This window comes from Paucibacter sediminis (assembly GCF_030254645.1).
In the GTDB taxonomy this organism is placed as follows: Bacteria; Pseudomonadota; Gammaproteobacteria; order Burkholderiales; family Burkholderiaceae_C; genus Paucibacter_B; species Paucibacter_B sediminis.
In genome coordinates this window covers 5,007,736-5,033,698 of the sequence record NZ_CP116346.1, presented here as the reverse complement: position 1 = coordinate 5,033,698, position 25,963 = coordinate 5,007,736, and the positions used below count along the sequence as shown (strand labels likewise).

Genomic DNA, 25,963 nt, shown 5'->3' with positions numbered 1-25,963 from the left:
CTCAGCGGCTGGCGCCGGCGTCCAAGGCGCGCTGGCGCTGCTGCTGCAGCTCGGCGGCGGCGCTCGGCGTCTTGCTGGGCCAGCCCTGCAAGTGGCGCTCGGCCAGCTCGGCCAGGGCACGCATGCCGGCCGGGCTGTCGTTCAGGCAGGGGATGTAGCTGAAGCGTTGGCCGCCCGCGTTCTTGAAGGCCTGCTGCGCTTCCTGGGCGATTTCTTCCAACGTTTCCAGGCAGTCGGCGCTGAAGCCCGGGCAGATCACGTCCACCGATTTCAGGCCTTGCCGGGCCAGCTGGATCAGGCTGGGTTCGGTATAGGGCTCCAGCCACTTGGCCTTGCCGAAGCGGCTCTGGAAGGTCACCAGGTACTGCTCCTTGCCCAGGCCCAGGGCCTCGGCCAGCAGGCGGCCGGTCTTCAGGCATTCGCAGTGATAGGGGTCGCCCAGGGCGAGGGTGCGGGCGGGCATGCCGTGAAAGCTCATCAGCAGCTTGTCGCCGCGGCCCTCGCGCTGCCAGTGGCTGCGCACGCTCTCGGCCAAGGCGGCGATATAGGCCGGGTCGTCGTGGTAGCGGTTGATGAACCGCAGCTCGGGCAGGTGCCGGGTCTTGAGTGCCCAGCGCGCCACGTCGTCCACCACGCTGGCGGTGGTGGCGGCGGAATACTGGGGATAGGCGGGCAGCACCAGCACGCGCGTCACGCCTTCGGCCCGCAGGGCATCGAGCTGGGCGGCGATGGCGGGCTGGCCGTAACGCATGGCGTAGCGCACCACCAGATGGTGCCCGCGCTGGCCCAGCTGGCCTTGCAGGAGCTTGGCCTGCTTCTCGGTCCAGACCTTCAGCGGCGAGCCCTCGGGCGTCCAGACGCTGGCGTACTTGGCGGCCGACTTGGCCGGCCGCACGCGCAGGATGATGCCGTGCAGGATGGCCAGCCAGACCAGGCGCGGAATCTCCACCACGCGCGGGTCGCCGAGGAACTGCGCCAGGTAACGGCGCAAGGCCGGCGCGGTGGCGGCCTCGGGCGTGCCGAGGTTGCAGAACAGCACGCCGATCTTGGGCGCGCTGCCGTGGCTAAAGGCAGGTTCGGACTGGAAGCTCATGGAGAAGAAGGTTCAGCCCTTCAGGCGTGAGGTGCCCAGGGGCAGGGGTTCGGTGTCGGCAAAGTGCAGCACCTCGAAGCGCACCGTCGGCGAGGTGGCGTCCAGCGGTGCGCTGCCCAGGCCGATCACGCCGCTGCCATGCAGGGTGCAGGAGCCGCGCCGCAGGCTGACGATTTCACCGTCGCTGCCAAAGCGCACAAATGTGCCGTTGTAGCTGAGGTCGGTGAGCGAGAAGCTGCCGCCATGCCAGTCGATGCGGGCATGCGAACGCGACACGCGGCCATCGGTGATGCAGTAGGTGGCCTGGGTGCTGCGGCCCAGCACGATGGGCATGCTGTCGATGTCGAAGACGCGGTCCAGGTCCAGCCAGACCAGGCGGATGCCATCCGGATCCATCGAATGCACCACCTCGCCGAACTGGGTGGCGGCCGCATCGCTGGAGGGCGCGCCGTCCAGCACATAGACATGCACCGGCTCGGCGCGGCCGCGCACCGCGATGCGGTCCAGGCTGCGAAAGCGCGACTTGGTATTGCTGGCCACGCCCTGCAGCACCTCGGCGGTGATGAGGATCTCGTTATCGCCCGCGTGATCCAGCAGGCGCGCGGCCACGTTGACGGCGTCGCCAAAGCAATCGCCGCCCATCTCGACCACCTCGCCGCGCGCCAGGGCCACCTGCAGGCGCAGGGCCCGCAGCCCCGGCGAGGCGCCGTGCTGGCGGCCGCGCGACACCACCTTCTTCAGCAGCTCATGCATCTGGATGGCTGACTTGACGCCATCGCGGGGGGTGTCGAACACCGCCATCAGGCCGTCGCCCAGGGTCTTCACCAGGCGGCCGCCGCAACCATCGACGGCCTGGCCGATCAGGCTCACCGTATGCGTCACCACCGAGGTCGCTTCGGCGTTGCCCAGGGTCTCGAACAAGCCGGTGCTGCCGCGCAGGTCGGCAAACAAGACGGTGCGATCCCGTATCTGGGTCATGGGCGGGTGGTCGAGGTGGCGGCTGTGAACTAAGTCTCAGTGTAGCCCGGCCTCCGTGACGGCCATTGCAGCGAAAACGCGAAGTACTGCGCAGCAAAGGAAAAGGCCGGCGCGTGGCCGGCCTTTGCTGGGCAGTTGGTACCGCTCAGAGATTGTCGAGGTAGGTGCGCAGCTTGTCCGAACGGCTGGGGTGCTTGAGCTTGCGGATCGCCTTGGCCTCGATCTGGCGGATGCGCTCGCGCGTGACGTCGAACTGCTTGCCGACTTCTTCCAGCGTGTGGTCCGTGCTCATCTCGATGCCGAAGCGCATGCGTAGCACCTTGGCTTCGCGCGGGGTCAGCGAGTCGAGGATGTCCTTCACCACATCGCGCAGGCCGGCCTGCATGGCGGCCTCGATCGGCGCGGTGTTGTTGGTGTCCTCGATGAAGTCGCCCAGATGGCTGTCGTCGTCGTCGCCGATGGGGGTTTCCATCGAGATCGGCTCCTTGGCGATCTTCATGATCTTGCGGATCTTGTCTTCCGGGATCTCCATCTTCTCGGCCAGTGTCGGCGCATCCGGCTCGAAGCCGAATTCCTGCAAGTGCTGGCGCGAGATGCGGTTCATCTTGTTGATCGTCTCGATCATGTGCACCGGGATACGGATGGTGCGGGCCTGGTCGGCGATCGAACGCGTGATGGCCTGGCGGATCCACCAGGTGGCGTAGGTCGAGAACTTGTAGCCGCGACGGTATTCGAACTTGTCCACCGCCTTCATCAGGCCGATATTGCCTTCCTGGATCAGGTCCAGGAACTGCAGGCCGCGGTTGGTGTACTTCTTCGCGATCGAGATCACCAGGCGCAGGTTGGCCTCGATCATTTCCTTCTTGGCGTCGCGCGAGGCCTTCTCGCCCTCGTTCATGCGCTTGTTGATCTCTTTCAGATCATCGAGCGGCACCACCGCGCGGGCCTGGATGTCGATCAGCTTCTGCTGCAGTTCCTGCACCGGCGGCAGGTTGCGCGACAGCACGGTGCTGTAGGGCTTGCCGGCAGACACTTCCTTCTCGGCCCATTGCAGGTTCAGTGCATTGGGCGGGAACACCTTGATGAAGTGCTCCTGCGGCATGCCGCACTTGTCCACCACGATCTTGCGCAGTTCGCGCTCGTAGCGGCGCACATCGTCCACTTGCGAGCGCAGGATGTCGCACAGGCGCTCGATGGTCTTGACGGTGAAGCGGATCGTCATCAGCTCGGCGCTGATGGCATGCTGAGCCTTGTCGTAGGAGGCCGAACGGTAGCCGTCCTTCTCGAAGGCCTTGCGCATCTTGTCGAAGTTGGTCGACAGGTTGTCGAACTTCACCAGCGCGGCGTTCTTCAGCTCCTCGAGCTTCTTGGTCAGGGCCTTGGAGCCGCCGTTGCCGTCGTCGTCGTCCTCTTCGTCGAACTCGTCGAAGTCTTCCTCGGCCACATAGTCGTCGGCCTCGTCGTCGGAGACGAAACCGTCCACCGATTCGGAGATCTGCATCTCGCCGGCGCGGATCTTGGCGGCGATCGAGAGGATCTCGGCGATGGTGGTGGGCGAGGCCGAGATGGCCAGCATCATGGCCTGCAGGCCACCTTCGATGCGCTTGGCGATTTCGATTTCGCCCTCACGCGTGAGCAGCTCCACCGTGCCCATTTCGCGCATATACATGCGCACCGGGTCGGTGGTGCGGCCGAACTCGGAGTCCACCGTCGACAGCGCAGCTTCCGCGGCTTCTTCGGCTTCTTCCTCGGTGGCGGTGGGCGAGGTGCTGCCCTGGATCAGCAGGGTGGCGGCGTCGGGTGCCTGCTCGTACACCGCGATGCCCATGTCGTTCAACATGGACACGATGGCCTCGAGGATTTCCTCGTTGATGAGCTTTTCGGGCAGGTGATCGTTGATTTCCTGATGCGTCAGGAAACCACGCGTCTTGCCCATCTTGATCAGGGTCTTGAGCTCCTGGCGGCGCTTGGCGACTTCTTCTTCCGTCAGCGCCGTTTCGTCCAGGCCGAACTCGCGCATCAGCGCGCGCTCCTTGGCGCGGCTGACCTTCATGCGCAGAGGCTTGGCCTTGGGCTTGTCCTCGGCCGCTTCTTCCACCTCGGCATCCGCTTCGGGCTCGCCTTCCAGATCGGCTTCCAGGTCGGAGAGGTCCACTTCCTCTTCGATCGGCTTGGCCTTGGCGCCGGCCTTCTTGGTCTCGGTGGCTGCCTTGGGCTTGCGACCGCGCTTGGGCTTGTCTTCGGCCGTGGCCGCAGCAGGTGCAGCGGCGGCTGCCTTGCTGGCCTTGGTGGCCTTGGCAGGTTTCTTGGTCTCTTCGACCAGAGTGTCAGCCTGTTTCTCAGCCTTTGGCGCGGTCTTCTTGGCAGTCATGCAGTTCCTCGGATGGGGTATTTGGGCGGCGCAATGCAAGCGGCCACCTGAGAGCTCAGCGCGAAAACTCCGAAGGAGTGATGCGGCGCGATCATGCCCAGGCGGCAAAAACATGGGCCTCGCAGCCTGGATAGATGCGGGCATCTGGCCAGGCCACAAGGCTTTGCGCGTGCAAGGCTAGCGTGAACGTTTGAGAACGCAGCCCTTAAGCGGATAAAGGTGGCCTGATACCTCTATGTAGGTGCCCAGGGTCAGTGGGTGGCCGGTTCCGGAAGGTGCTGCCGTCACTCTTGACGCGCGAAAACCCTTAATTATCTGCCAAGAACGCGGGTCCGTCAAAAAATTTGACGTCAGGCCGCGCTCAGCAGCCGGATCTGTTCGTGCAATTCCTTCAGCCTGACCAGGGTGTCCGGGCCGACTGGCGCGCTAGCCAACTGGCTGGCCTCGCCCCTGAGCCGGTCCAGCCAGAGCTTGCGCAGGAGTTGCTGCAGATCCTCGAACTGCAACTCCTCCTCTTCCATGGCATCGAGCCGGCCGCCGCAGGCGCGGCGTGCGGCCTCCAACTGGCCTTCCTCGGCCAGGCTGACCTGCAGCACGGACCAGGCGCAGGCGCCGTGGTTGACCAGGAAGCGCTCCAGCCATGCCACCAGGTCGCCATGCACGCCGGGCAGTTCGTGCAGCAGCTGATGGTCCTGGTCGCTCAGGCGCTCCCACCAGGCGCTGTGCAGAAGCAGCATGCGCAGCGCATGGTCCATGGGCGCGGCGGGCTGCTGGCGCGGTGTGCCCAGGGTCGGGTCGTCATCCTGACCGCGGCGCTTCCAGTCCTTCTTCCAGGGCTTGCGTTCGCCGCCGGCCTGCTCGGGGCGGCGGCGCGGGGTCGTGGGCGCGGCCGGCGCGGCGGGTGCGCCCAGATCGTCGTAATGCTCGGGGGGCGGCGCCCAGTAGTCGTCGGGCGGATGGCCCTGTTCATGGCTGGCCGCGCGCGTGGGCTGCGGCGCACGGGTCTGCCACAGATCCATCAATTCCTGATCGGGCAGTTGGGCGCGCCGCGCCAGGTCGCCCAGCAGTTGGCGGCGCAGCAGCCCCTGCGGCAGGGCCTCCCACAAGGGCTTGGCCTGCGCCAGCATGCGCGCGCGGCCCTCGGCGCTGCCCAGGTCGAGCCCCTCGGAGCAGGACTCCAGCAACTGGCGCGAGAGCGGGATGGCCTCGGCGACGCAGCGCTCGAACGCCTCCGCGCCGAGCTCGCGCACATAGGAGTCGGGGTCGTGCTCGCTGGGCAGGAACAGGAACTTGACGCTGCGCACATCGGTGGCATGGGGCAGGGCGGCCTCCAGCGCCCGGCCGGCGGCGCGCCGGCCGGCGGCGTCGCCGTCGAAGCTGAACACCACCGATTCGGTGAAGCGGAACAGCTTCTGCACATGCTCGGCCGTGCAGGCCGTGCCCAGTGTGGCGACGGCGTTGTTGAAGCCGTGCTGGGCCAGCGCCACCACGTCCATATAGCCTTCCACCACCAGCGCATAGCCGCGCTGGCGCAGGCCTTGGCGGCCCTCGTACAGGCCGTAGAGTTCGCGCCCCTTGCTGAACACCGGGGTCTCGGGCGAGTTGAGGTATTTGGGCTCGCCCTTGTCGAGCACACGGCCGCCGAATCCGATCACCTCGCCCTGCACATTGCGGATCGGGAACATGATGCGGTCGCGGAAGCGGTCGTAGCGCTTTTGCTCCTCGCCCTCGTCGCCGGACGTGATGACCATGCCGGACTCGGCCAGCAGCGGGTCGTCGTAGGCCGGGAAGGCGCTTGCCAGCGCACGCCAGCCCTCGGGCGCATAGCCCAGCCCGAACTGGGCCGCGATCTGGCCGGTGAGGCCGCGCTGTTTCAGGTAGTTGATGGCGCGCGGGCTTTTCTTCAGCTGCACGCGGTAATGCTCGCCGGCCCTGGCGAGCACGTCGGTCAGGCTGGCCTGCCGCTGCTTCTGCGCCTGCGCGCGTTCGCGCTCCTCGGCGCTGCGCTCGTCCTGCGGCACCTGCATGCCGGTCTGCTGGGCCAGGTCCTCGACCGCCTCGACAAAGCCGGCGCCGGTGTGCTCCATCAGGAAGCCGATCGCATTGCCGTGCACGCCGCAGCCGAAGCAGTGGTAGGTCTGGCGCGTCGGGCTGACGATGAAGCTGGGCGACTTCTCGCCATGGAAGGGGCACAGGCCCTTGTGGTTGATGCCCGCCTTCTTGAGCTCGACATGGCGGCCGACGACCTCGACGATGTCGACACGGGAAAGCAGGTCCTGGATAAAGCCGGGTGGGATCACCGGCCGAGTCTAAGCGATGCCCATTTTCGTCGCGCCCGCGGCCGCGCGACGTCCGCCGAAGCTGGGCGCCTGCTCGAAGGCAGCCACCCACTCGGGCACGCGCTCCGCCGGCATGGCATGGGCGATGCCGCTGCCCTGGCCGAGCTCGCAGCCAGCGGCCAGCAGGGCGCGCGCATGGGCGTCGGATTCCACACCCTCGGCCACCACGCTGCAGCCGAAGGTCTTGGCCAGGCCGATCACGCCCTCCACCAGGGCCTGGTCATGCGGATCGATCAGCATGTTCTGCACGAAGGAGCGGTCGATCTTGAGCGCGTCCACCGGCAGGCGTTTCAGGTAGGTGAGGGTGGAATAGCCGGTGCCGAAGTCGTCCAGCGCGAAGCTCACGCCCAGGGCCTTGCAGTCCTGGATCAGGCGGTGGGTGGCATCGACGTCGGCCAGCGCCGCTGATTCAAGCACCTCCAGCATCAGATGCCTGGCAATCGGTTCCGGGTGCCGGGCCAGCAGCTCACGCAGGCGCTGGGTGAAGTCCAGGGTCTGCAGGTGCCGTGCCGTGACATTCACGCTGACGCGCAGCTGCAGGCCCTGGGCCAGCCATTGCGCCGACTGGCGCATCGCCTGCTCCAGCACCCAGTCGCCGATCTGCACGCCCAGGCCGGTGCGCTCCACCAGGGGCAGGAACAGGCCTGGCATCAGCAGCCCGCGCTCGGGATGCTGCCAGCGCAGCAGGGCTTCGAAGCCCAGCACGCGGCCACGCCGCATGTCCACCTTGGGCTGGTAATGCAGCTGCAGCTCACCGCCGTCCAGTGCTTCCTGCATGCGGCCCAGGGCGATGCCATCGGCATGCTTGCGCAGGCGTTTCTCGGTGTCGAAGAACTCGCAGGCATTGCGGCCAGCGCGCTTCACGCGGTAGAGCGCGTGACCAGCGTGGCGCATCAAGGTCTCGGCGCTGGAGCGGTCCAGCGGGAACAGGCTGGCGCCCAGGCTGGCGGTCAGCGTCAGCGGTGCACTGTGCTCATCCAGGTAGATGGGCAGGCGCAGCACATTCAGCATGCGCTCGGTGGCCAGGCGGGCTTCGGCCAGGCTGTCGCAGCGCAGCAGCAGCGCGAACTCATCGCCGCCGATGCGCGCGAGCTGGTCCGACCATTGCTCCGCGCTGCGCAGCGCGCCGTGCAAGGACTGCGACAGCGCGCGCAGCGCCGCGTTGGCGCGTGCCTCGCCCTCGGCCTCGGCCAACTGGGCAAAATTGTCCAGGTCCAGGTGGCAGACGCACAGCATGAAGCGCTGCTGCTCGCTGCTCGCCAGCGCCAGCTCGAGCCGGCGCAGGAACTCGCTGCGATTGGGCAGCCCGGTCAACTCGTCGAACTGGCGCTGCCGCTCCAGCAAGGCCTGGCGCCGCAGCTGCTCGGTCATGTCGCTGACGGCGATCACCTGGAAACGCGCCGGACCCTCGGGCTCGGGCATGGTGGACACGGTCAGCTGCAGCTCGCAGGTGCTGCCGTCGTGGCGCGTGCAGCTGACCAGGCCCTGCCAATGGCCCTGCGCCTGCAGGGCCTGCTGCAGCTGTTCTGGGCTGTGCCCGGATCGGCGCAAGTGCTCGAGCAGCAGCGGCGTTGCCCGCTGGCCCAGCAAGGCCTCCCGCGCCTGAGCCATGATGCGGCAATAGCTGGGATTGGCGTCCAGCACCACGCCATCGGTGTCGGTGATGAGCAGGCCCTCGTGCAAATGCTGGAACAGGCTGACGCTCATGCGCTCGCGTTCCTCGGCGGTGCGCTTCCAGGTTACATCGGCCAGTGTGGCCACCAGGCGCTGGGCGAGGCCCCGGGCGTCGCGTTCCTCGACATGCATGCGCAGCTCAAACCAGAGCCAGTCGCCACCCTCGCGGCGCAGCCTCAGCGTCTCGCTGATATGGGCTTGCCCATGGGGCGCGAGCAACTCGGTGAGCAGGGGCAGCAGCCGCACCCGGTCCATCGCATGCACGGCCTCCAGCCAGGCCGTCGGCGCGGCGGCGGGCTGCAGTGCGGGCGTGCCCACGAAGCCCTGCCAGGCCGGCGAGGCGCGATGCTCGCCCGTGACCAGGTCCCAGCTGGCGATGCCCATGCCAGCGGCCTCCAGCGCGTGGCGCCAGCGCGAATGCTCCTGGTGCATCTCGCCGAGCACGGCATTGGCCAGCAAGGGGACGGCGGCGGCGCTTGCCGTGTAGGCCCATAGCGTGGCCAGTCGCTCCGGCAGCGGGATGGCGGCAAACGGGCCCAGCTCGACGCCGGTGCTCAGCGCGGCCAGCAGGGTGAGCAGCGCGGCGGTTACCGAGGCCAGGGTCAGGCCATCACGCAGGGTCAGCCAGCTGAGCAGCAGATGTGGCGCAAACAACCAGGGGCTGAGCATCACGGCATTCTGTCCACCCAGGCCGAACACCAGCGCCGCGCTGGCCAAGGTCGCGAAGGCCAGCAAGCCGCTTGCCAGCCAGGCGGTGCGCCTGGCCGGGGTGCCTGGCTCGGTGCGCGGCCGCGTCGGCAGGCCGGGCAGCACCAGCAGGGGCACGCCCAGGCTCAGCACGCCCAGCGCGTCGCCGCCCCACCAGGAGAGCAGGGCACGGGGCATTTCCGCAGGCACGATGTGGCCGAAGCCCAGCAGAATCAAGGCGCCGGCGAGCGCGCTGATGCCCGGGCCCAGCGCGACGCCCAGCAGCACAAAGCTGGCGAGATCGCGGCGGCGGGCCATATCGGGCCTGAAATGGAGACGGCGCAGGCCCCAGGCCGCGATCGAGGGGCCGATGAGGTTGGCCGCCGCGAGACTGCAGGCCAGCGCGGGCGAAGCGCCCTGCAAGATGGCGATCGCCGCCACCCCGGTCAGCACGCCGATGGCGGCCGGCCAATGCCAGCGCAGCAGGCTGGCCAGCGCCAGTCCGGCCGGCGGCCAGAACAGGCTCACGAAGGCACCGAGCGCGGGTGTGAGCAGGCCCAGCCAGGCGCAAGCCATGCTGGCCACACCCACCAGGGCGATACGCGTCAGTGGCGATTTATCCAAGTGGCGGCCCTGGTTGGATTTATCTGTAAAGCCGGGGCGCTGATGCTAGCAGGGGTGCCGTGCGTCACATGTGCCCTGGACCGACGCACCCTGCGAATAGGTGGTGGTGTATTCCCCTTGTTGAATATCCCGCCGCGCAAAGAAAAAAGCCACCCCGAGAGGTGGCTCCATATGCAGGCTTGCATCGCGGCGGCCGCGGCCGCCCGCGCGGAATGTCAGACGTGGAAATCGTCCAATTTGGCACCGGCGCCAATCGCCGCCTTCAGCCATTTGGGTTGCAGGCCCCGTCCGCTCCAGGTTTCGCCGGTCGCCTGGTTGCGATATTTCACCGCCACCTTGGAGGTCTTGACCGCCTTGGGTACCTTGGCACTCAGATCGGCCACGCTCAGACCATACTCGGACATCAAGGAACGCACCTTGGCGATCGCATCGGAACGCTCGCGGTCCTTGGTTTCGGCAATTTGTTGATCAAGCGCGGCCCTCTGGGCCAGGAGGTCTTTCAGCGATGCCATCTTTGCAAATCCTCGCAAGGTTTCTTTCGTCGTCCCCGCCCGGTGCTGCAATTATTGGGGGGCGCTGAAACCTAACGATAATGGATTTTCAGATCTTGTGAAATAGGGGGCACCGAAAGTGGGTGATATTCACGACACCCATTCCAGTGCCGCCACCGCCCTACTTACTTGTAGCCGACCCGATCCAGAATCTGTTGCACCTTGGGCAGATTGGCACCCACCACCGATACCGGGATGGTTTCGGCCTTGAATTGCCCCATCGCTTCGAGTGCCGGATTGCTGGCGCGCACGCCGCTCACCGCCGGCCATTCGTTGTTGCCGTTGGCAAAGTAGATCTGCGCCTCAGGCGAGGCGAGGTACTCTAGGAACTTGATGGCGTTATCGCGATTCTTGGCATATTTAGCCACCGCACCGCCGGCGATATTCAGGTGCGTGCCCCAGCTGGCCTGATTGGGGAACACCATGCCGATCTTCTCCACCGCGGCGCGATCTTCGGGTTTGTCCGAGCGCATCATGCGGGCCAGGTAATAGCTATTGGTGAGGGCCACGCCGCATTCGCCGCTCGCCACCGCCTTGATCTGGTCGGTATCACCGCCCTTGGGGGCGCGCGCCATATTCGCGACCATGCCCTTGAGCCATTGCTCGGTGCGCTCCGCTCCCATATGTTCGTACAGGGCGCCGAACAGCGAGAGGTTATAGGGGTGCGAGCCGGAGCGCGTGCAAACGCGCCCCTTGTTTTTCGGATCCGCCAGGTCCTGATAGTTGAGAACGTCGTCCTTCTTGACGGTCAGCTTGTTATAGACCACGAGGCGGGCGCGGGTGGACAGGCCAAACCAGGAGACGCCCTGGGCGGTATTCCTGGCGTGCAATTGCGCCGGGATGCGCTGCTCAAGCAGGGTGGACTTGATAGGTTGGAACAGGCCGTCTTCTTCGGCCTGCCAGAGCCTGGCGGCATCCACCAGCAGAATCACGTCGGCCGGGCTGGAGCTGCCCTCGCTTTTCAGTCTTGCCAGCAAACCCGCATCATCGGTATCGACACGGTTGATGCGGATACCGGTGGCCTTGGTGAAATTGCTGTAGAGCGCCTCATCGGTTTGATAGTGGCGCGCCGAGTACAGGTTCAGCACCTGTTCCTGGGCCTGTGCCGCGGCGGGTGCCAGCAGCATGCCGGCCAGCGTGGCGATGGCCGGGAGAAAGGCGGCGCGGGCGCGCCGAATCTGCAAGAAACGCATATCAACTCCTGAACAGGGGCGTGGCGCCCGATGCTCAGGAGTCTAACTCAAACGAGAATGATTCTTGTTTGAGATGACTCAAACCGTCGGCGGGACGTAGCCCGCCGGCTGCTCGGCGCCGCCGCCGAAGAAGAACTGCTCCATCTGCCTTGCCAGGTATTGGCGCGCGCGCTGGTCCGCCAGGTTCAGGCGGTTCTCGTTCACCAGCATGGTCTGGTGCTTCATCCAGGCTTGCCAGGCTTCCTTGCTGACGTTTTCATAGATGCGCTTGCCCAATTCGCCGGGGTAGGGCGCGAAGTCCAGGCCGTCGCCTTCCTTCTTCAGATAGATGCATTGCACGGTGCGGGCCATAGTCAACCTCGGTAATTCAATCGATAAGGGGGATGGCGCGCACTGTAGCGCGCCTGGCATAGGCGGGCGCTGCGCAGGGTCAGGGCAGCTTCTTCACCAGCACCTGCGAGCGGCGGTCCCAGTTGTACTTGCGCTTGCGTTCCTCGGGCAGCCAGTCGGGGTCCACCTGCACGAAGCCGCGCTTGATGAACCAGTGCATGGTGCGGGTGGTGAGCACGAAGATGCTGGCCAGACCCATGGCCTTGGCGCGCTGTTCCACGCGCTTCAAGATGCGGTCGCCGTCGCCCTGGCCCTGCACGGCGGGCGAGACGGTCAGCGCCGCCATTTCGGCGGTGCGCGCTTCCACATAGGGGTAGAGCGCGGCGCAGCCGAAGATCACGCCATCATGCTCGATCACGGTGTAGAGCTCGACGTCGCGCTCGATCTCGGTGCGGTCGCGCTTGACCAGGGTGCCGTCGCGCTCGAAGGGCTCGATCAGCGCAATGATGCCGGCCACGTCGTCGGAGCTGGCCTCGCGCAGGCTCTCGAGCTTCTCGTCCACCACCATGGTGCCGATGCCGTCATGGGTGTAGACCTCCTGCAGGATCGCGCCATCAACCGCAAAGGGCACGATGTGCGAGCGCTCCACGCCGGCCTGGCAGGCGCGCACGCAGTGGCGCAGGTAGAAGGCCACATCGGTGGGTTCGGTCGCTTCGGGCAGGCGCGCCAGCAGGCGCTCGGCGTCGGCCAGGGCCAGCTCGGTGTCGATCGGGCTGTCCAGGTCCTCGGGGTTCTCGCGCACCCCGGCCACCTCGCCCACGAACAGCAGCTTGTCGGCCTGCAGCGCGATGGCGGTGCCGGTGGCCACGTCTTCCATGGTCAGGTTGAAGGCCTCGCCGGTGGGCGAGAAGCCAAAGGGCGAGAGCAGCACCACCGCGCCGGTGTCCATGGCGCGCTGGATCGCCGCCGCATCCACCTTGCGCACCACGCCGCTGTGCTGGAAGTCCACGCCGTCCACGATGCCCACGGGCCGCGCGGTGAGGAAGTTGCCGGACACCACCCGCACCGTGGCATTGGCCATCGGCGTGTTGGGCAGGCCTTGCGAGAACGCCGCCTCGATCTCGAAGCGCAGCTGGCCGGCGGCTTCCTGGGCACAGTCCAGCGCCACCGCATCGGTGATGCGCAGGCCATGGCTGTATTGCGAGGCATGGCCCTTGGCGGCCAGCTGTTCATTCACCTGGGGGCGGAAACCATGCACCAGCACGATCTTGATGCCCATCGCGTGCAGGATGGAGAGGTCCTGCACAAAGGCGTTGAGCTTGCCGGCGGCGATCAGCTCCCCGGCCATGCCGATCACAAAGGTTTCACCTCGGTAGGCGTGGATATAGGGCGCGACGGAGCGAAACCAGGGGACGAAGGTGTGGGGGAAGACCAGGCTCATGGTACGAATTGTGCCGCAGCGGCGCCTGCGCAAAGACACTTGCGCGCGCGCCCGCCCGGATGGAGCATGGGCCCCTCACTACCGAGGAGCCCGAGATGGATGCATTCAAGACCCATGGCGCGTTCAGCTGGTCCGAGCTGATGACGCCCAACCCCGCGGCCGCTTCCGAGTTCTATGGCAGCCTGTTCGGCTGGGCCATCGAGTCCATGGACATGCCCACCGGCAAGTACCACGTGGCCAAGATCGGCGATACCGCCATTGCCGGCATGATGAGCTGCCCCGACCCGAGCAGCCAGCTGCCGCCGGCCTGGGGTTGCTATGTGACGGTGGACGATGTCGACGCCACCATCGCCAAGTGCACGGCCCTGGGCGGCGCGGTGCTGATGCCGGCGATGAACGTTCCCACGGTGGGCCGCATGGCCTGCATCCGCGACCCGCAAGGGGCCGCCATCAACATCATCACTTACGAGCCCAGGCCCGCCTGAGCGGCCGGCCGCGCGGGGCGCGGATAATCCGCGCCTCGTGAACGAAAAGCTCCCCCCCCATCCTGGCAGCCAGGCCGCCGCCGCGAAGCGTCCGCCGCGCCCCGCTCGGCCTGCCCAGCCGGCGCCGATCGCCAATCCGCTGCCGCCCATCAGCTTCCCCGAATCGCTGCCGGTCTCGGCCCGGCGCGAGGAAATTGCGCGCCTCTTCAACGAGCACCAGGTCATCATCGTCTGCGGCGAGACCGGCTCGGGCAAGACCACCCAGCTGCCCAAGATCGCCCTGGCGCTGGGCCGCGGCCGCGCCAACACCGGCAAGCTGATCGGCCACACCCAGCCGCGCCGCATTGCCGCTTCCAGCGTGGCCAAGCGCATTGCCGAGGAACTGAACACGCCGCTGGGCGAGATCGTTGGCTACAAGGTGCGCTTCCAGGACCGGCTGCAGCCCGGTGCCTCGGTCAAGCTGATGACCGACGGCATCTTGCTGGCTGAGACCCAGACCGACCCGCTGCTGAAAGCCTACGACACCCTGATCATCGACGAGGCGCATGAGCGCAGCCTCAACATCGATTTCCTGCTCGGCTATCTGCGCGAGGTGCTGCCGCGCCGGCCGGATCTGAAGGTGGTGGTGACCTCGGCGACCATCGATGCCGAGCGCTTTGCCAAGCATTTCGAATCTGCCAAGGGCCCCGCGCCGGTGGTGATGGTCTCGGGCCGCACCTTCCCGGTGGAGCAGCGCTACCGGCCCTTCGAGGAATCACGCGAGTACGACCTCAACAACGCCATCACCGACGCCGTCGATGAGCTCTGGCGCGAGGGCGGCGGCGATGTGCTGGTGTTCCTGCCCGGCGAGCGCGAGATCCGCGAGGCCGCCGAGGCGCTGCGCAAGCACCATCCGCCCGGCGTGGAGATCCTGCCGCTGTTTGCGCGCCTGTCGCAGCAGGAGCAGGACCGCGTGTTTGAGCCGCATGGCCAGCGCCGCATCGTGCTGGCCACCAATGTGGCCGAGACCTCGCTGACGGTGCCCGGCATCCGCTATGTGATCGACCCCGGCCAGGCGCGGGTGAAGCGCTACAGCTACCGCAACAAGGTCGAGCAGCTGCAGATCGAGCCGATCAGCCAGGCGGCGGCGAACCAGCGCGCCGGCCGTTGCGGGCGGGTCTCGAACGGCATCTGCATCCGTCTCTACGACGAGAAGAGCTTCAACGAGCGGCCGCGCTTCACCGACCCCGAGATCCTGCGTTCGTCGCTGGCCGGTGTGATCCTGCGCATGAAGGCCCTGCACCTGGGCCAGGTCGACGACTTCCCCTTCATCGAGCCGCCGCCGCGCAAGGCGATCGCCGACGGCTACCAGCTGCTGGCCGAGCTGGGCGCGGTGGACGAGGGCAACGAGCTCACGACGATCGGCCGCGAGCTCTCCAAGCTGCCGCTGGACCCGCGTGTGGGCCGCATGATTCTGGAGGCCAAGAGCCGCGAGGCGCTGGCCGAGGTGCTCATCATCGCCAGCGCGCTGTCGGGCCAGGATGTGCGCGACCGGCCGATGGAGCAACAGCAGCAGGCCGACGAGAAGCACAAGAAGTTCGACGACGAGCGCTCGGAGTTCATGGGCTATCTCAAGCTCTGGAAATGGCTGGAGGAGTCCAGGGGCGGGCAGGGCGAGCACAAACTTTCCAACCGCCGCCACGAGCAGCTGCTGCGCGACAACTTCGTCTCGCCGCGCCGCGTGCGCGAATGGCGTGACATCTACTCGCAGCTGCACACCGTGGTGGCCGAGCATGGCTGGCGCCTCAACGGCAGCGCGGCCACCTACGAGCAGGTGCATCTCTCGATGCTGGCCGGCCTCCTGGGCAATATCGGCTGCAAGAGCGACGAGGACGACTGGTACCTGGGCGCGCGCGGCATCAAGTTCTGGCGCCACCCCGGCGCGCACCTGAGCAAGAAACCGGGGCGCTGGATCATCGCCGCCGAGCTGGTGGACACCACGCGCCTGTTCGGCCGCGGCATCGCGAACATCGATGTGCAATGGATCGCGCCGCTGGCCGGCCACCTGCTCAAGACCCAGCTGCTGGAGCCGCATTGGGAGAAGAAGGCCGCCGAGGTGATCGCGCTGGAGCGCGCCACGCTCTACGGCATCGTCATCTACAACAACCGGCGCGTGAACTTCGGCCGCGTCGACCTGCCGGCGGCGCGCGAGATCTTCATCCGCGAGGCGCTGGTGAATGGCGAGTTGCCTGACGACATGATGCGCCGCCTGCCCTTCCTGGTGCACAACCAGAAGCAGATCGCCAAGGTCGAGGAACTGGAGCACAAGTCGCGCCGCCAGGACGTGCTGGTGGACGACGAGCTGATCTACAACTATTACGACCAGCAGCTGCCGCGCGAGGTCTGCTCGGGCGCCACGCTGGAGAAGTGGGTCCGCGAAGCCAGCCGCGCCAATCCGCGCCTGCTGCACCTCAGCCGCGACGAGCTGATGCGCCATGAGGCGGCCGGCATCACCAGCAATGCCTTCCCCAAGACCATCCGCCTGGGCGGGGTGGATTGCACGGCCAGCTATCTGCACGAGCCCGGCGACCAGCGCGATGGCCTGACCGTCAGCGTGCCCATCTATGCGCTCAACCAGGTCAGCGAGGAGCGCTGCGAATGGCTGGTGCCGGGCATGCTGGAGGCCAAGATCATGGCCCTGCTCAAGAGCCTGCACCAGAAGCCGCGCGCGCGCCTGGTGCCGCTGCCGGACTTTGTGGCCGAGTTCATCGAGCTCAACCCCTTTGCCCAGGGCAGCCTGGTCGAGGTGCTGCTGAAGGCGGTGAAGGAGCGCAGCCAGATCGCCGTGCAGCGCAATGACTTCAAGCTCGAGCAGCTGCAGCCGCATCTGTTCATGAACTATCGCGTGGTGGACGAGCATGGCCGCCAGCTGGGCATGGGCCGCAATCTCGCGGCCCTCAAGGCCGAGCTCGGTGCGCAGGCGCGTTCGGCCTTCCAGGCCCTGGCCCAGCTCAAGCTGGCCACGCCGCCGGCGGCGCCCGCACCGGCACCGCTCGCCCAGGGCGGCGTGCGGGCCGAAGTGCTTCAGAAGCCCAAGGCGCGCGAGGCCACCCAGGCCAGCCAGGCCTACACCGCCTGGACCTTTGGCGAGCTGCCCGAGCTGATGGAAATCCAGCGCGGCGCGCAGACCCTGATCGGCTTCCCGGCCCTGATCGATCGCGGCACGCAGGTGGAGATCGAGGTTTTCGACGAGCCCGAGGTGGCCGCCGCCAAGCACCGCCTGGGTCTGCGCCGGCTGGTGGCCTTGCAGCTCAAGGAGCCGCTCAAATACCTGGAGAAGAACATCCCCGATCTGCAGAAGATGTCGGTGTTCTACATGGGCCTGGGCACGGCCGAGGAGCTGCGCGACCAGATCATCGGCGTGGCGGTGGACCGCGCCTTCCTGGCCGAGCCGCTGCCGGCGGACGAGTTCGCCTTCAAGCAGCGGCTGGAAGAGGGGCGCACGCGCCTGAACCTGATCGCGCAGGAGGTGGCGCGCCTGACCGGGGTGATCCTGATCGAGTACCAGGCCGCCACGCGCAAGCTCAAGGATGCGCGCGCGCCCAAGGAGGTGGCCGACGATATCGCCGCGCAGCTGCAGCGCCTGATGCCCAAGCAGTTCGTCGCGCTGACCCCCTGGGCCCAGGCCCAGCATCTGCCGCGCTACCTCAAGGGCATCACCGCGCGCCTGGACAAGCTGCGCGCCGACCCGGCCCGCGATGCCCAGCGCCTGGCCGAGCTGCGCCCGCTGGAGCAGCGCTATCTGCGCCGCGTGGCCGAGCTCAAGGGCACGCAGGATGCGCGCCTGGTGGACTTCCGCTGGCAGCTGGAGGAGTTGCGCATCAGCCTGTTTGCACAGGAACTGCGCACCCCCCAACCGGTCAGCGTGAAGCGTCTGGACAAGGTCTGGGCTCAGCTGAATAGCTGAGGCCGGGCCTTGCGGTGCAGACTGACATTTGCGCCCTTGGGCGCATGTCATGTCGAAGCCACAAGGTCTGGGCGCAGCTCAGCAACTGAGGCCGGTCGCGAAAAGAACGACAAAACCCGCCAGTTCCCGCTACCGCAGGCGGGCTGTTTTGGGTCAAATGCTTACAAATGAAACTGGCCGTGGAGGGCCAGCCCCGCCGTGTCCGACGCCCAGCCCGCACCAACCGCTACCACCCCAGCCGCCCCAGCCTCCCCCTCGGCCGCGCCGATGCGCCGCTTCGGGCGCTTCGAGCTGCGCGCCCTGCTCAACAAGAGCACGCGCAGCATGCTGTGGCTGGTGCATGACTCGCGCCACGGCCAGGAGATGCTGCTGGCGATGCCGCGCCAGGCGCCCAATAGCGAGGCGGCGATGGCCCATTGGCTCAAGACCGCCCATGCCGGCGCACGCGTGCAGCACCCGAACCTGGCCCATGTGATCGAGGTCGGGCGGGTCGAGCAATGGCCCTTCGTGGCCTACGACCGCGCGCTGGGCGAAACCCTGGACGAGCGCCTGGCGCGCCAGCCAGCGCCCACGCCGCTGGAGGCCGCCGACTGGGTCTGCCAGCTGCTCGAGGGCCTGGCCTTCGCGCACGAGGCCGGCCATGCGCATCGCGATCTGCAAAGCAGCTACCTGTTGATCGACGCCGCCAACAAGGTGCGCCTGGCTGGCCTGGAATTGGCGCAGGAGGTGTTCCCCGCCGGCGTGGACTTCAACACCGTCACGCGCCGCGCGGTGCGCGAGTCGGCCGAGGAGGATGTGCTGTGCGTCGGCCTGCTCCTGCACCGCCTGCTGAGTGGCCGCGCGGTGCTGGAGCAGCAGGATCTGCAGGCCGCGGTGCAGCAGATGCAGCCGCTGGGCAAGGAGCTGGTGCGCCTGGGCTGGGAGACGCCGCATCCGATCCCCGAGCCGCTGCGCGCCATCGCCAACCGCGCCACCGACCGCCAGGCGCGCCAGCGCTACCACCTGGCGCGCAGCTTCCTGCGCGCGCTGGACGGCTGGCGCACCGCCGCCGCCTACGACCAGGGCGGGCCGATCGCGCTGCTGATGGACAAGCTGCAGCGCATCGGCCATCTGCCGGCCAGCTCGGGCAAGCTGCACCGCATCGGCCAGTCCTCCTCGCTGGAGGGTCAGCATGCCAGCGAGCTCTCCAGCCTGGTGCTGCAGGACATGGGCCTGAGCCTGGAGCTGCTGCGCCGCGTCAACAACGCGCTCAAGCAGCAGGGCGTTACCAGCGGCGGCACGGTGCTGAACATGCAGCGCGCCATCGCCATGCTGGGGCTGAACGGCCTGCAGCAGGCGGCGCGCTCGCTCAAGCCCTGGCCGGGGCCGCTCGGCGAGGTGCAGGCGGCGCTGCTGCGCAGCCTGATGACGCGGGTGCATCGGGCCGGCATGGTGGCCCAGGCGCTGCGTCCGGCCGGCTATGACGGCGAGGTGGTCTACCTCATCACGGTGCTGCAGAACCTCGGCCGCCTGCTGCTGCAGTACCACTTTGCCGACGATGCGCAGCAGATCCGCCAGCTCATGCAGCCGGGCGAGGCCACCGAAGACAACCCCAATCCGCAGGGCATGAGCGAGGTCGCCGCCGCCTACGCGGTGCTGGGCTGCGACCTGAATGCGCTGGCCCTGGCGGTGGCGCGCTACTGGGCGCTGGGCGAAGAGGTGATGCACATGATGCATCGCCAGGCGCCCGATGCGCCGGTGCGCAGCGCCGAGGGCGATGCCGAACTGCTGCGCCTGACCTGCAGCCTGGCCAACGAGCTGATCGACGCGCAACTGCTGCCCGAGGCCAAGCGCCAGCCGGCCATCGAGCTGGCGACACGGCGCTATGCGCGCGTGCTGGGCCTGGGGCTGCGCGATGTGTTGCAGGCCCTGCATCCCGAGCAGGCACGGCAGGACGGTGATGCCCCGTTCCGGTCGGCCGGAGTGGCCATCGCCGAGGCCAGTTTCAGTGCGCCGCTGCCCACCGAGCCCGGCACGCTCGATGGCGATGCAGAATCGATGGCGCCGCGCGACGGTGCCGCCCCGCTACCCAAGGCCTCGACGCTCAGAGCGAAACTGGGCGGCAAACCTCCCGAGGAGACTTCCTGAGTTCGTCGTTCAGCAGCCTGCGTCAGGCCAGAGTTCAAAGGTCCACCATGTCGTCTCTGCCTCCCGTCTCGCAGCCGCCCGCGGCCATGGGGCGGTTCCGTCCGATCAAACAGCTTGGCGAAGGCGCGCAGGCCACCGTGTGGCTGGCCCATGACCCGCGGCTGGACCGCGAGGTGGCGCTGAAGGTGCTGCACAAGGGCGCCGAGCCCAGCAGCGTCGACGCCTGGCTGCACGAGGCGCGCGCCGTGGCGCGGCTCACCCATCCGAATATCGTGCCGGTGTTCGAGGCCGATATGCAGGACGGCCAGGCCTATATGGTGTTCGAGTATGTGAGCGGCGGCACGCTGGCCGACAAGCTGCGCGCGGGCCCCTATGGGCGTGCCCGCGATGCCGTAGAGCTGATGCTGGGCGTGCTCGACGGGCTGGGTGCCGCGCACGCCGCCGGCGTGGTGCACCGTGACCTGAAGCCCTCCAACATCATGATCGACGCCAAGGGGCGCGCCCGCGTGATGGACTTCGGCATCGCCGCCTGGATTTCGGACGCCGGGCGGCCGCAGCGCGTGGTGGGTACGCCCGGCTATATCTCGCCCGAGGCGGCCAAGGGCCTGGCGCCCAGCCCGCAGATGGACGTGTTTGCGTCCGCCGTGATGCTGGCCGAGATGCTTTCGGGCCAGCGCCTCAACTACCACCCCGACCCCTGGGCGGCGGTGCGCCGCGTCATCGAGCAGGATCTGCTGCTGCCCCATGGCCTCGGCACCGATGTGGACGACAAGCTGCGCGCCACCATCCAGCGAGGCCTCGCGCGCGACCCCGCGCAGCGCTGGCATACCGCGCGCGAGTTCCACGACGCGCTGGCCGAATGGCTGCACCCGACGGTGCAGGCCGAGCCGGTGGATGCCACCGAGAACGCGACGCTGGAATTCCTGCTGCGCCGCATGCGGCACAAGACCGACTTCCCGGCCATGTCCGACGCGATGGGCCGCATCCAGCGGCTCACGCAGTCGGAGAACGAGAGCCTGGCCAGCATTTCGAACGAAATCCTCAAGGACGTGGCGCTCACCCACAAGCTGCTGCGCTTGGTGAACACGGCCCAGTTCAGCCATGCCGGGGGCGGCGGCATCACCACCGTGTCGCGCGCCGCGGCCCTGATCGGCTTTGCGGGCATACGCAATCTGGCCATGTCGCTGATCCTGCTCGAACGCATGGAGAACAAGGCGCATGCGCAGCAGCTGCGGGTGGAGTTTCTGCGCTCGCTGATGGCGGGCTCGCTGGCGCGCGAACTCTGCAGCGCCACGCGCGAGAACGAGGAGGCCTTCCTCTCCGCCATGCTGCAGAACCTGGGGCGCTTGCTGACCGAGTTCTACTTTCCCGAGGAAGCGGAGCAGGTGCGCCGCATCACCCGGCCGGAGCGCCGCGAGGGCGCCGCGGCCCCGCTCAGCGAGGCCGCCGCATCGGCCCAGGTGCTGGGCCTGAGCTACGAGCAGATGGGCCTGGGAGTGGCGCGGCAATGGGGCCTGCCCGAGCAGTTGCAACGCGCCATGCGCCGCCCCGACGGCGAGGCGCCGAACCGGGCGGTGGATGCGCCGGCCGAGCGCCAGCGCTGGCTGGCGCGTGCCGCCAACGACGTGGCCGACGTGATCCTGCATTCCGACCCGAGCGAGGCCCATGCCAAGGTCAAGGCGATGGCGCAGCGCTACTCGCGCGCGCTGGGCATTTCCGCGCAGGACTTCGATACCGCCGCCGACCTGGCGCGCCGCAACCTCTCGCAGATGGCCGAGGCGATGGAGATCCGCCTGCCCAAGAGCTCGCCCGGCCAGCGCCTGCTGGCACCGCTGACGCCCGCGCCGGGCGACAGCCTGTCGCCGCACGAGCTGCACGCCACCACCGTGATGTACGAGCCCACCATGGTGCTGGACGAGCGCCAGGTCTCGCTGGAACAGGCGTCCGAGACCCTGGCCGCGGGCATCCAGGACATCACCAACGCGATGGTGGAGAACTTCAAGCTCAACGAAGTGTTGCGCATGATCCTGGAGACGATTTACCGCGGCCTGGGTTTCCGGCGCGTGGTGTTCTGCCTGCGCGACCCCAAGACCGAAACGCTCACCGGGCGCTTTGGCCTGGGCGAGGGCGTGGAACTGGTGGCGCCGCTGTTCCGTGTGCCGCTGCGGCATGCGCCCGGGGCGCATGTCGATCTGTTCGCCGCGGTCTGTCAGAAGGGGGTCGACACCTTGATTGCCGACGCCACCGTGGCCAAGATTGCCGAGCGCCTGCCGGCCTGGTTCATGGGGGCGCCCAAGGCCCCCAGCTTCCTGATCCTGCCGATGGCCATGAAGGGCGCGCCCTTCGCGATGATCTATGCCGACAAGGCCACGCCGGGCGGCATCGATCTGGGGGAGAAGGAGCTGTCGCTGTTGCGCACGCTGCGCAACCAGGCGGTGATGGCGTTCAAGCAGGCGAGCTGAGAACACCGATCAGAAAAAAGAGGGGGGTTGACGAGCCTTACCCCCGGCACTGGTCACAACGACTAGGGCTGCTTGGTTCCCCACCTGACCCGGTTGGCCGCGCTTCCATGCGAGGAGGCCCGTCAGCGCGGATTGTAAGCGAGGATTGCGCGGCCCTCAGCGAAGCTGCAGGTCGTCGTCGCTGAAGCGGATGTTGAGCGGCTCGATCAGCAGCTGCTTGGGGCCTTCCTCCAGCGCGCCCGCCACCCAGGCCTCGATGCCGCAGGCCTTGGCCACGGCCACGGTGCGCTCGGCGTCCTCGGCCGCCACGAAGATGGCGAAACCTGCCCCCATGTTCAGCGTCGAATAGGCTTCGCGGTCGTCCTGCTTGGCGTGTTCCTGCATGAACTTCAGCACCGGCGTCACCGGCGGCACCGTGTGGATGCGGTAGGTGAACTGGGCCGGATGGCGCAGCAGCTTGCGCCAGCCATGGCCGGTGATGTTGGCGCAGTAATGCGGCTGGATGCCGGCCTTGAAGAGCGCCTCGGTGACGGGCGAGTACAGCACCGTGGGCGCCAGCAGCGCCTCGCCGTAGCTGAGGCCGGGCTCCACCTCGGTGAGGTAGCCCTGGGGCAGGCGCTCCACCAGCTTGCGCGCGAGCGACAGGCCGTTGGCATGGATGCCACTGGAGGCCAGCAGCACGATGGCGTCGCCGGCGGCCAGCGCGTCACCCACCGAGAGGCGGCTCTTGGGATTGATGATGCCGGTGCAGGAGGCCGCCAGGTCGATGCGGCCCTCCTCGACGATGCCGGCCAGCGCCGGGGTCTCACCGCCGCCCCATGAAACCTGGCAGATGTCGCAGGCCTTCTTCCAGCCGGCCACCAGGGTCTGGGCGCGCTCGGCATTGCCGAACCAGTCGGAGCCGCCGGCGGCCCAGTAGGCCTGCACCACCAGCGGCGTGGCGCCCACCGTGATGAGGTCGTTCACCGCCATCGCGATGGTGTCCTGGGCGATGCCGTCGTAATAGTTCTTGCCGGTGAGCTTGTTCATCTCGTCGGCCACCAGGGTCTTGGAACCCAGGCATTCGACGATGGAGGCGAGGTAGAAAGGCCCCACGTCCAGCACATAGGCGGATTCGCCGCGCGAGGCCTTGACCTCGCTGAAACCATGCTCGCCCATATGGACGGCGGTGGCGGCGGCAGCGCGCTGGGCGCTCACCTTGAGGGGGTCGATCAGGTCGTAATTGACCCCGGCTTGCTCGTAGCTCAGGGTGTCCGGGGAGGAGGGGGCATGCGTGCTCATGGGGTGGCATTATCGTTCACCCTGCCTTGGCCGACGCCGCTGGGGCGACGGGGCAAGCGCCCATAGAATGCCGGCCATGAGTTACCAGGTCCTCGCGCGCAAATATCGCCCCCACAGCTTCGAAGAGCTGGTGGGCCAGGAGCATGTGGTGCAGGCCCTGGCCAATGCACTCACCCAGCAGCGCCTGCACCATGCCTATCTGTTCACCGGCACGCGTGGCGTGGGCAAGACCACGGTCTCGCGCATCCTCGCCAAGAGCCTGAACTGCACCGGCCCGGACGGCAATGGCACCATCACCGCCACGCCCTGCGGCGTCTGCGACGCCTGCCGCGACATCGATGCCGGCCGCTTCGTGGACTATGTGGAGCTCGACGCGGCCTCCAACCGCGGCGTCGAGGAGATCTCGCAGCTGCTGGACCAATCGGTCTACAAGCCGGTGGTGGGGCGCTTCAAGGTCTACATGATCGACGAAGTGCACATGCTCTCCAACACCGCCTTCAACGCCATGCTGAAGACACTGGAGGAGCCGCCCGACTACCTCAAGTTCGTGCTCGCCACCACCGACCCGCAGAAGGTGCCGGTGACGGTGCTGTCGCGCTGCCTGCAGTTCAATCTGCGCCCGATGGCGCCGCAGAACGTGCTCTCGCACCTGACCCAGGTGTTGCAGGCCGAGCAGGTGCCGGCCGAGCCCGGCGCGCTGCGCCTGCTCGCGCGCGCCGCGCGCGGCTCGATGCGCGACGCGCTCTCGCTCACCGACCAGGCGATCGCCTTCGGCGCCGGCCAACTGCAGGAGGCCGGCGTACGCCAGATGCTGGGCACGGTGGATCGCGGTCATGTGATCGCCATCCTCGATGCCCTCATTGCCAGCGACGGCCCGGCCGTGGTGGCCCAGGCCGATGGCCTGCGCAACCTGGGCCTGTCGGCCGCGGGGACGCTGGAAGACCTGGCCAGCACCCTGCAGCAGATGGCGGTGGCCCAGGCCGCACCGGGCGCGCTGGACGAGCAGGACCCCGAGACCGCCGAGGCGCAACGCCTGGCGGCCCTGCTGCCCGCCGACGAGGTGCAGGTGATGTACAGCATGGCCCTGCACGGCCGCGCCGAACTCTCGCTGGCGCCGGACGACTACGCCGGCCTGGTGATGGTGCTGCTGCGCATGCTCAGCTTTCGCCCCGCCGCGGCGGGCGGGGAACGCGGCGTAGCACCGGCGGCCAGGCCGCTGGCAAGACCTGCCCCCGTGGCGTCGGCCGCGCCTGCTGCCGCCGCGCCGCTGCTGCGCACCGCGGCGCCCAGCATGGCCGTGAAGCCGGTGGCCACGGTGGCCAGCGAGCCGGCGTCCAAGCCCGCGCCGCCGGCTCCGGCCCCCGCGCCGGTGCAGGCGAGCCGCGAGCGCCCCAGCGCCGACAGCCCCATGAGCGCGCGCCTGCGCCCCAAGCCGGTGGAGCGTGCGCCCGAGCCCGAGCTCGGCGACGAGCCGCCGCCCTGGCTGGATGTGCCGCCCGCCGATGACGACGGTGTGGCGCTGGCGGAGGCCTCGTTGGATGTCGGCGATATGCCTAGCGATAGCGCGGGCGCTGCCGCTGCGCCCGGCGGCGAGGGCGGCTATGCCTCCACCGCTGGGGCCGAGATTCCGCTCGTGCCCACCCCCCTGGGCGAGCGCTGGGCCGGCCTGATCCGGCAACTGGGCGTCACCGCCCTGGTGCGCGAACTGGGCATGCAGGCCGAATGCGTCGGCATCGACGCGCAGGCCCAGCCGCAGGTCTGGCGCTTGCGCGTGGAGCGCGAGTCGTTGCGCCAGCCGGCCTTGAAAGACAAGCTGGAGGCGGCGCTCGCCGCGCATTTGCAGGCCGCCGCCGTGATCGAGCTGGAGCCCGGCCTGGCCCAGGACTCGCCCGCGCTGCGCGACGCCACCGAGGTGCGCGCGCGCCAGCGCCGCGCCGAGCAAATCATTCTCGAGGACCCCTTCGTCCAGCAACTGCTGACGCAGTTCCGGACGGCACGCATCGTGCCCGGGTCCATCAAACCACACTGAACCATACGGAGAACACACCATGATGAAGGGTCAACTGGCCGGTCTGATGAAGCAGGCCCAGGCGATGCAGGACAACCTGAAGAAGGCGCAGGACGAGCTCGGCACCATCGAGGTCGAGGGCCAGTCGGGCGCCGGCCTGGTGAAGGTCACGATGACCTGCAAGCACGATGTCAAGCGCGTCAGCATCGACCCCAGCCTGCTGGCGGACGACAAGGACATGCTGGAGGACCTGGTGGCCGCCGCCTTCAACGACGGCCTGCGCCGTGCCGAGGCGGTGAGCCAGGAGAAGATGGGCAAGCTGACGGCCGGCATGCCGCTGCCTCCCGGCATGAAGTTCCCGTTCTGAGCGGCC

At 67.9% G+C, this 25,963-nt stretch carries 16 protein-coding genes and 1 other RNA gene; 6 read left to right on the top strand and 11 right to left on the bottom strand.

Features of this window, described 5'->3' with window-relative positions:
- Position 1 precedes the first annotated feature (1 nt).
- The 9 genes from hemH to argA all read right to left on the bottom strand — a co-directional run bounded on the left by hemH (position 2) and on the right by argA (position 13,281).
- A complete protein-coding gene (gene hemH / locus PFX98_RS23325) occupies positions 2-1,093 on the bottom strand; it encodes a ferrochelatase (RefSeq protein ID WP_285232864.1) in 1,092 nt (363 codons plus the stop codon).
- A gap of 12 nt (positions 1,094-1,105) precedes the next feature.
- A complete protein-coding gene (locus PFX98_RS23320) occupies positions 1,106-2,071 on the bottom strand; it encodes an adenylate/guanylate cyclase domain-containing protein (RefSeq protein ID WP_285232863.1) in 966 nt (321 codons plus the stop codon).
- 145 nt (positions 2,072-2,216) lie between these two features.
- Entirely contained in the window at positions 2,217-4,442 is a 2,226-nt protein-coding gene (gene rpoD, locus PFX98_RS23315) for an RNA polymerase sigma factor RpoD (RefSeq protein ID WP_285232862.1), read from the bottom strand.
- A 350-nt stretch (positions 4,443-4,792) separates the two neighbouring features.
- Positions 4,793-6,742, bottom strand: coding sequence for a DNA primase (gene dnaG / locus PFX98_RS23310; RefSeq protein WP_285232861.1), 1,950 nt, complete (start codon positions 6,740-6,742; stop codon positions 4,793-4,795).
- A 9-nt stretch (positions 6,743-6,751) separates the two neighbouring features.
- Positions 6,752-9,766 (bottom strand): bifunctional diguanylate cyclase/phosphodiesterase, encoded by a 3,015-nt coding sequence (locus tag PFX98_RS23305; protein WP_285232860.1) that lies wholly within the window; start codon positions 9,764-9,766, stop codon positions 6,752-6,754.
- Between the two features lie 215 nt (positions 9,767-9,981).
- Positions 9,982-10,278, bottom strand: coding sequence for an H-NS histone family protein (locus PFX98_RS23300; RefSeq protein ID WP_285232859.1), 297 nt, complete (start codon positions 10,276-10,278; stop codon positions 9,982-9,984).
- A 164-nt stretch (positions 10,279-10,442) separates the two neighbouring features.
- Positions 10,443-11,444: an extracellular solute-binding protein gene (locus PFX98_RS23295; RefSeq protein WP_285232858.1), complete on the bottom strand. Its 1,002-nt coding sequence runs from the start codon at positions 11,442-11,444 to the stop codon at positions 10,443-10,445.
- Positions 11,445-11,588: 144 nt separating this feature from the next.
- Positions 11,589-11,861, bottom strand: coding sequence for an oxidative damage protection protein (locus PFX98_RS23290; RefSeq protein ID WP_285232857.1), 273 nt, complete (start codon positions 11,859-11,861; stop codon positions 11,589-11,591).
- Positions 11,862-11,940: 79 nt separating this feature from the next.
- A complete protein-coding gene (argA, locus tag PFX98_RS23285; RefSeq protein ID WP_285232856.1) occupies positions 11,941-13,281 on the bottom strand; it encodes an amino-acid N-acetyltransferase in 1,341 nt (446 codons plus the stop codon).
- A gap of 95 nt (positions 13,282-13,376) precedes the next feature.
- Here argA and PFX98_RS23280 point away from each other — a divergent pair, with 95 nt between their 5' ends.
- The 4 genes from PFX98_RS23280 to PFX98_RS23265 all read left to right on the top strand — a co-directional run bounded on the left by PFX98_RS23280 (position 13,377) and on the right by PFX98_RS23265 (position 22,301).
- The gene (locus PFX98_RS23280) at positions 13,377-13,766 is read left to right on the top strand and encodes a VOC family protein (RefSeq protein ID WP_285232855.1); all 390 of its coding nucleotides are present in this window, start codon (positions 13,377-13,379) and stop codon (positions 13,764-13,766) included.
- A gap of 127 nt (positions 13,767-13,893) precedes the next feature.
- Positions 13,894-17,712: an ATP-dependent RNA helicase HrpA gene (hrpA, locus tag PFX98_RS23275; protein WP_285235681.1), complete on the top strand. Its 3,819-nt coding sequence runs from the start codon at positions 13,894-13,896 to the stop codon at positions 17,710-17,712.
- A 267-nt stretch (positions 17,713-17,979) separates the two neighbouring features.
- Positions 17,980-19,839 (top strand): serine/threonine protein kinase, encoded by a 1,860-nt coding sequence (locus PFX98_RS23270; RefSeq protein WP_285232854.1) that lies wholly within the window; start codon positions 17,980-17,982, stop codon positions 19,837-19,839.
- Positions 19,840-19,886: 47 nt separating this feature from the next.
- Positions 19,887-22,301 carry a serine/threonine protein kinase gene (locus PFX98_RS23265; RefSeq protein WP_285232853.1) on the top strand — a complete coding sequence of 805 codons (2,415 nt, stop codon included), beginning with the start codon at positions 19,887-19,889 and terminating at the stop codon, positions 22,299-22,301.
- Positions 22,302-22,327: 26 nt separating this feature from the next.
- Here PFX98_RS23265 and ffs read toward each other — a convergent pair.
- Positions 22,328-22,425: signal recognition particle sRNA small type (ffs, locus tag PFX98_RS23260), an RNA gene on the bottom strand.
- Between the two features lie 32 nt (positions 22,426-22,457).
- Complete coding sequence (locus PFX98_RS23255; protein WP_285232852.1) at positions 22,458-23,582, bottom strand: AIR synthase-related protein; 1,125 nt, start codon at positions 23,580-23,582, stop codon at positions 22,458-22,460.
- A 76-nt stretch (positions 23,583-23,658) separates the two neighbouring features.
- On the opposite strand from PFX98_RS23255, the gene dnaX reads away from it, so the two are divergent.
- Together dnaX and PFX98_RS23245 are read left to right on the top strand one after the other, a co-directional pair.
- A complete protein-coding gene (dnaX, locus tag PFX98_RS23250; protein WP_285232851.1) occupies positions 23,659-25,611 on the top strand; it encodes a DNA polymerase III subunit gamma/tau in 1,953 nt (650 codons plus the stop codon).
- A 19-nt stretch (positions 25,612-25,630) separates the two neighbouring features.
- Complete coding sequence (locus tag PFX98_RS23245; protein WP_285232850.1) at positions 25,631-25,957, top strand: YbaB/EbfC family nucleoid-associated protein; 327 nt, start codon at positions 25,631-25,633, stop codon at positions 25,955-25,957.
- Positions 25,958-25,963 lie beyond the last annotated feature (6 nt).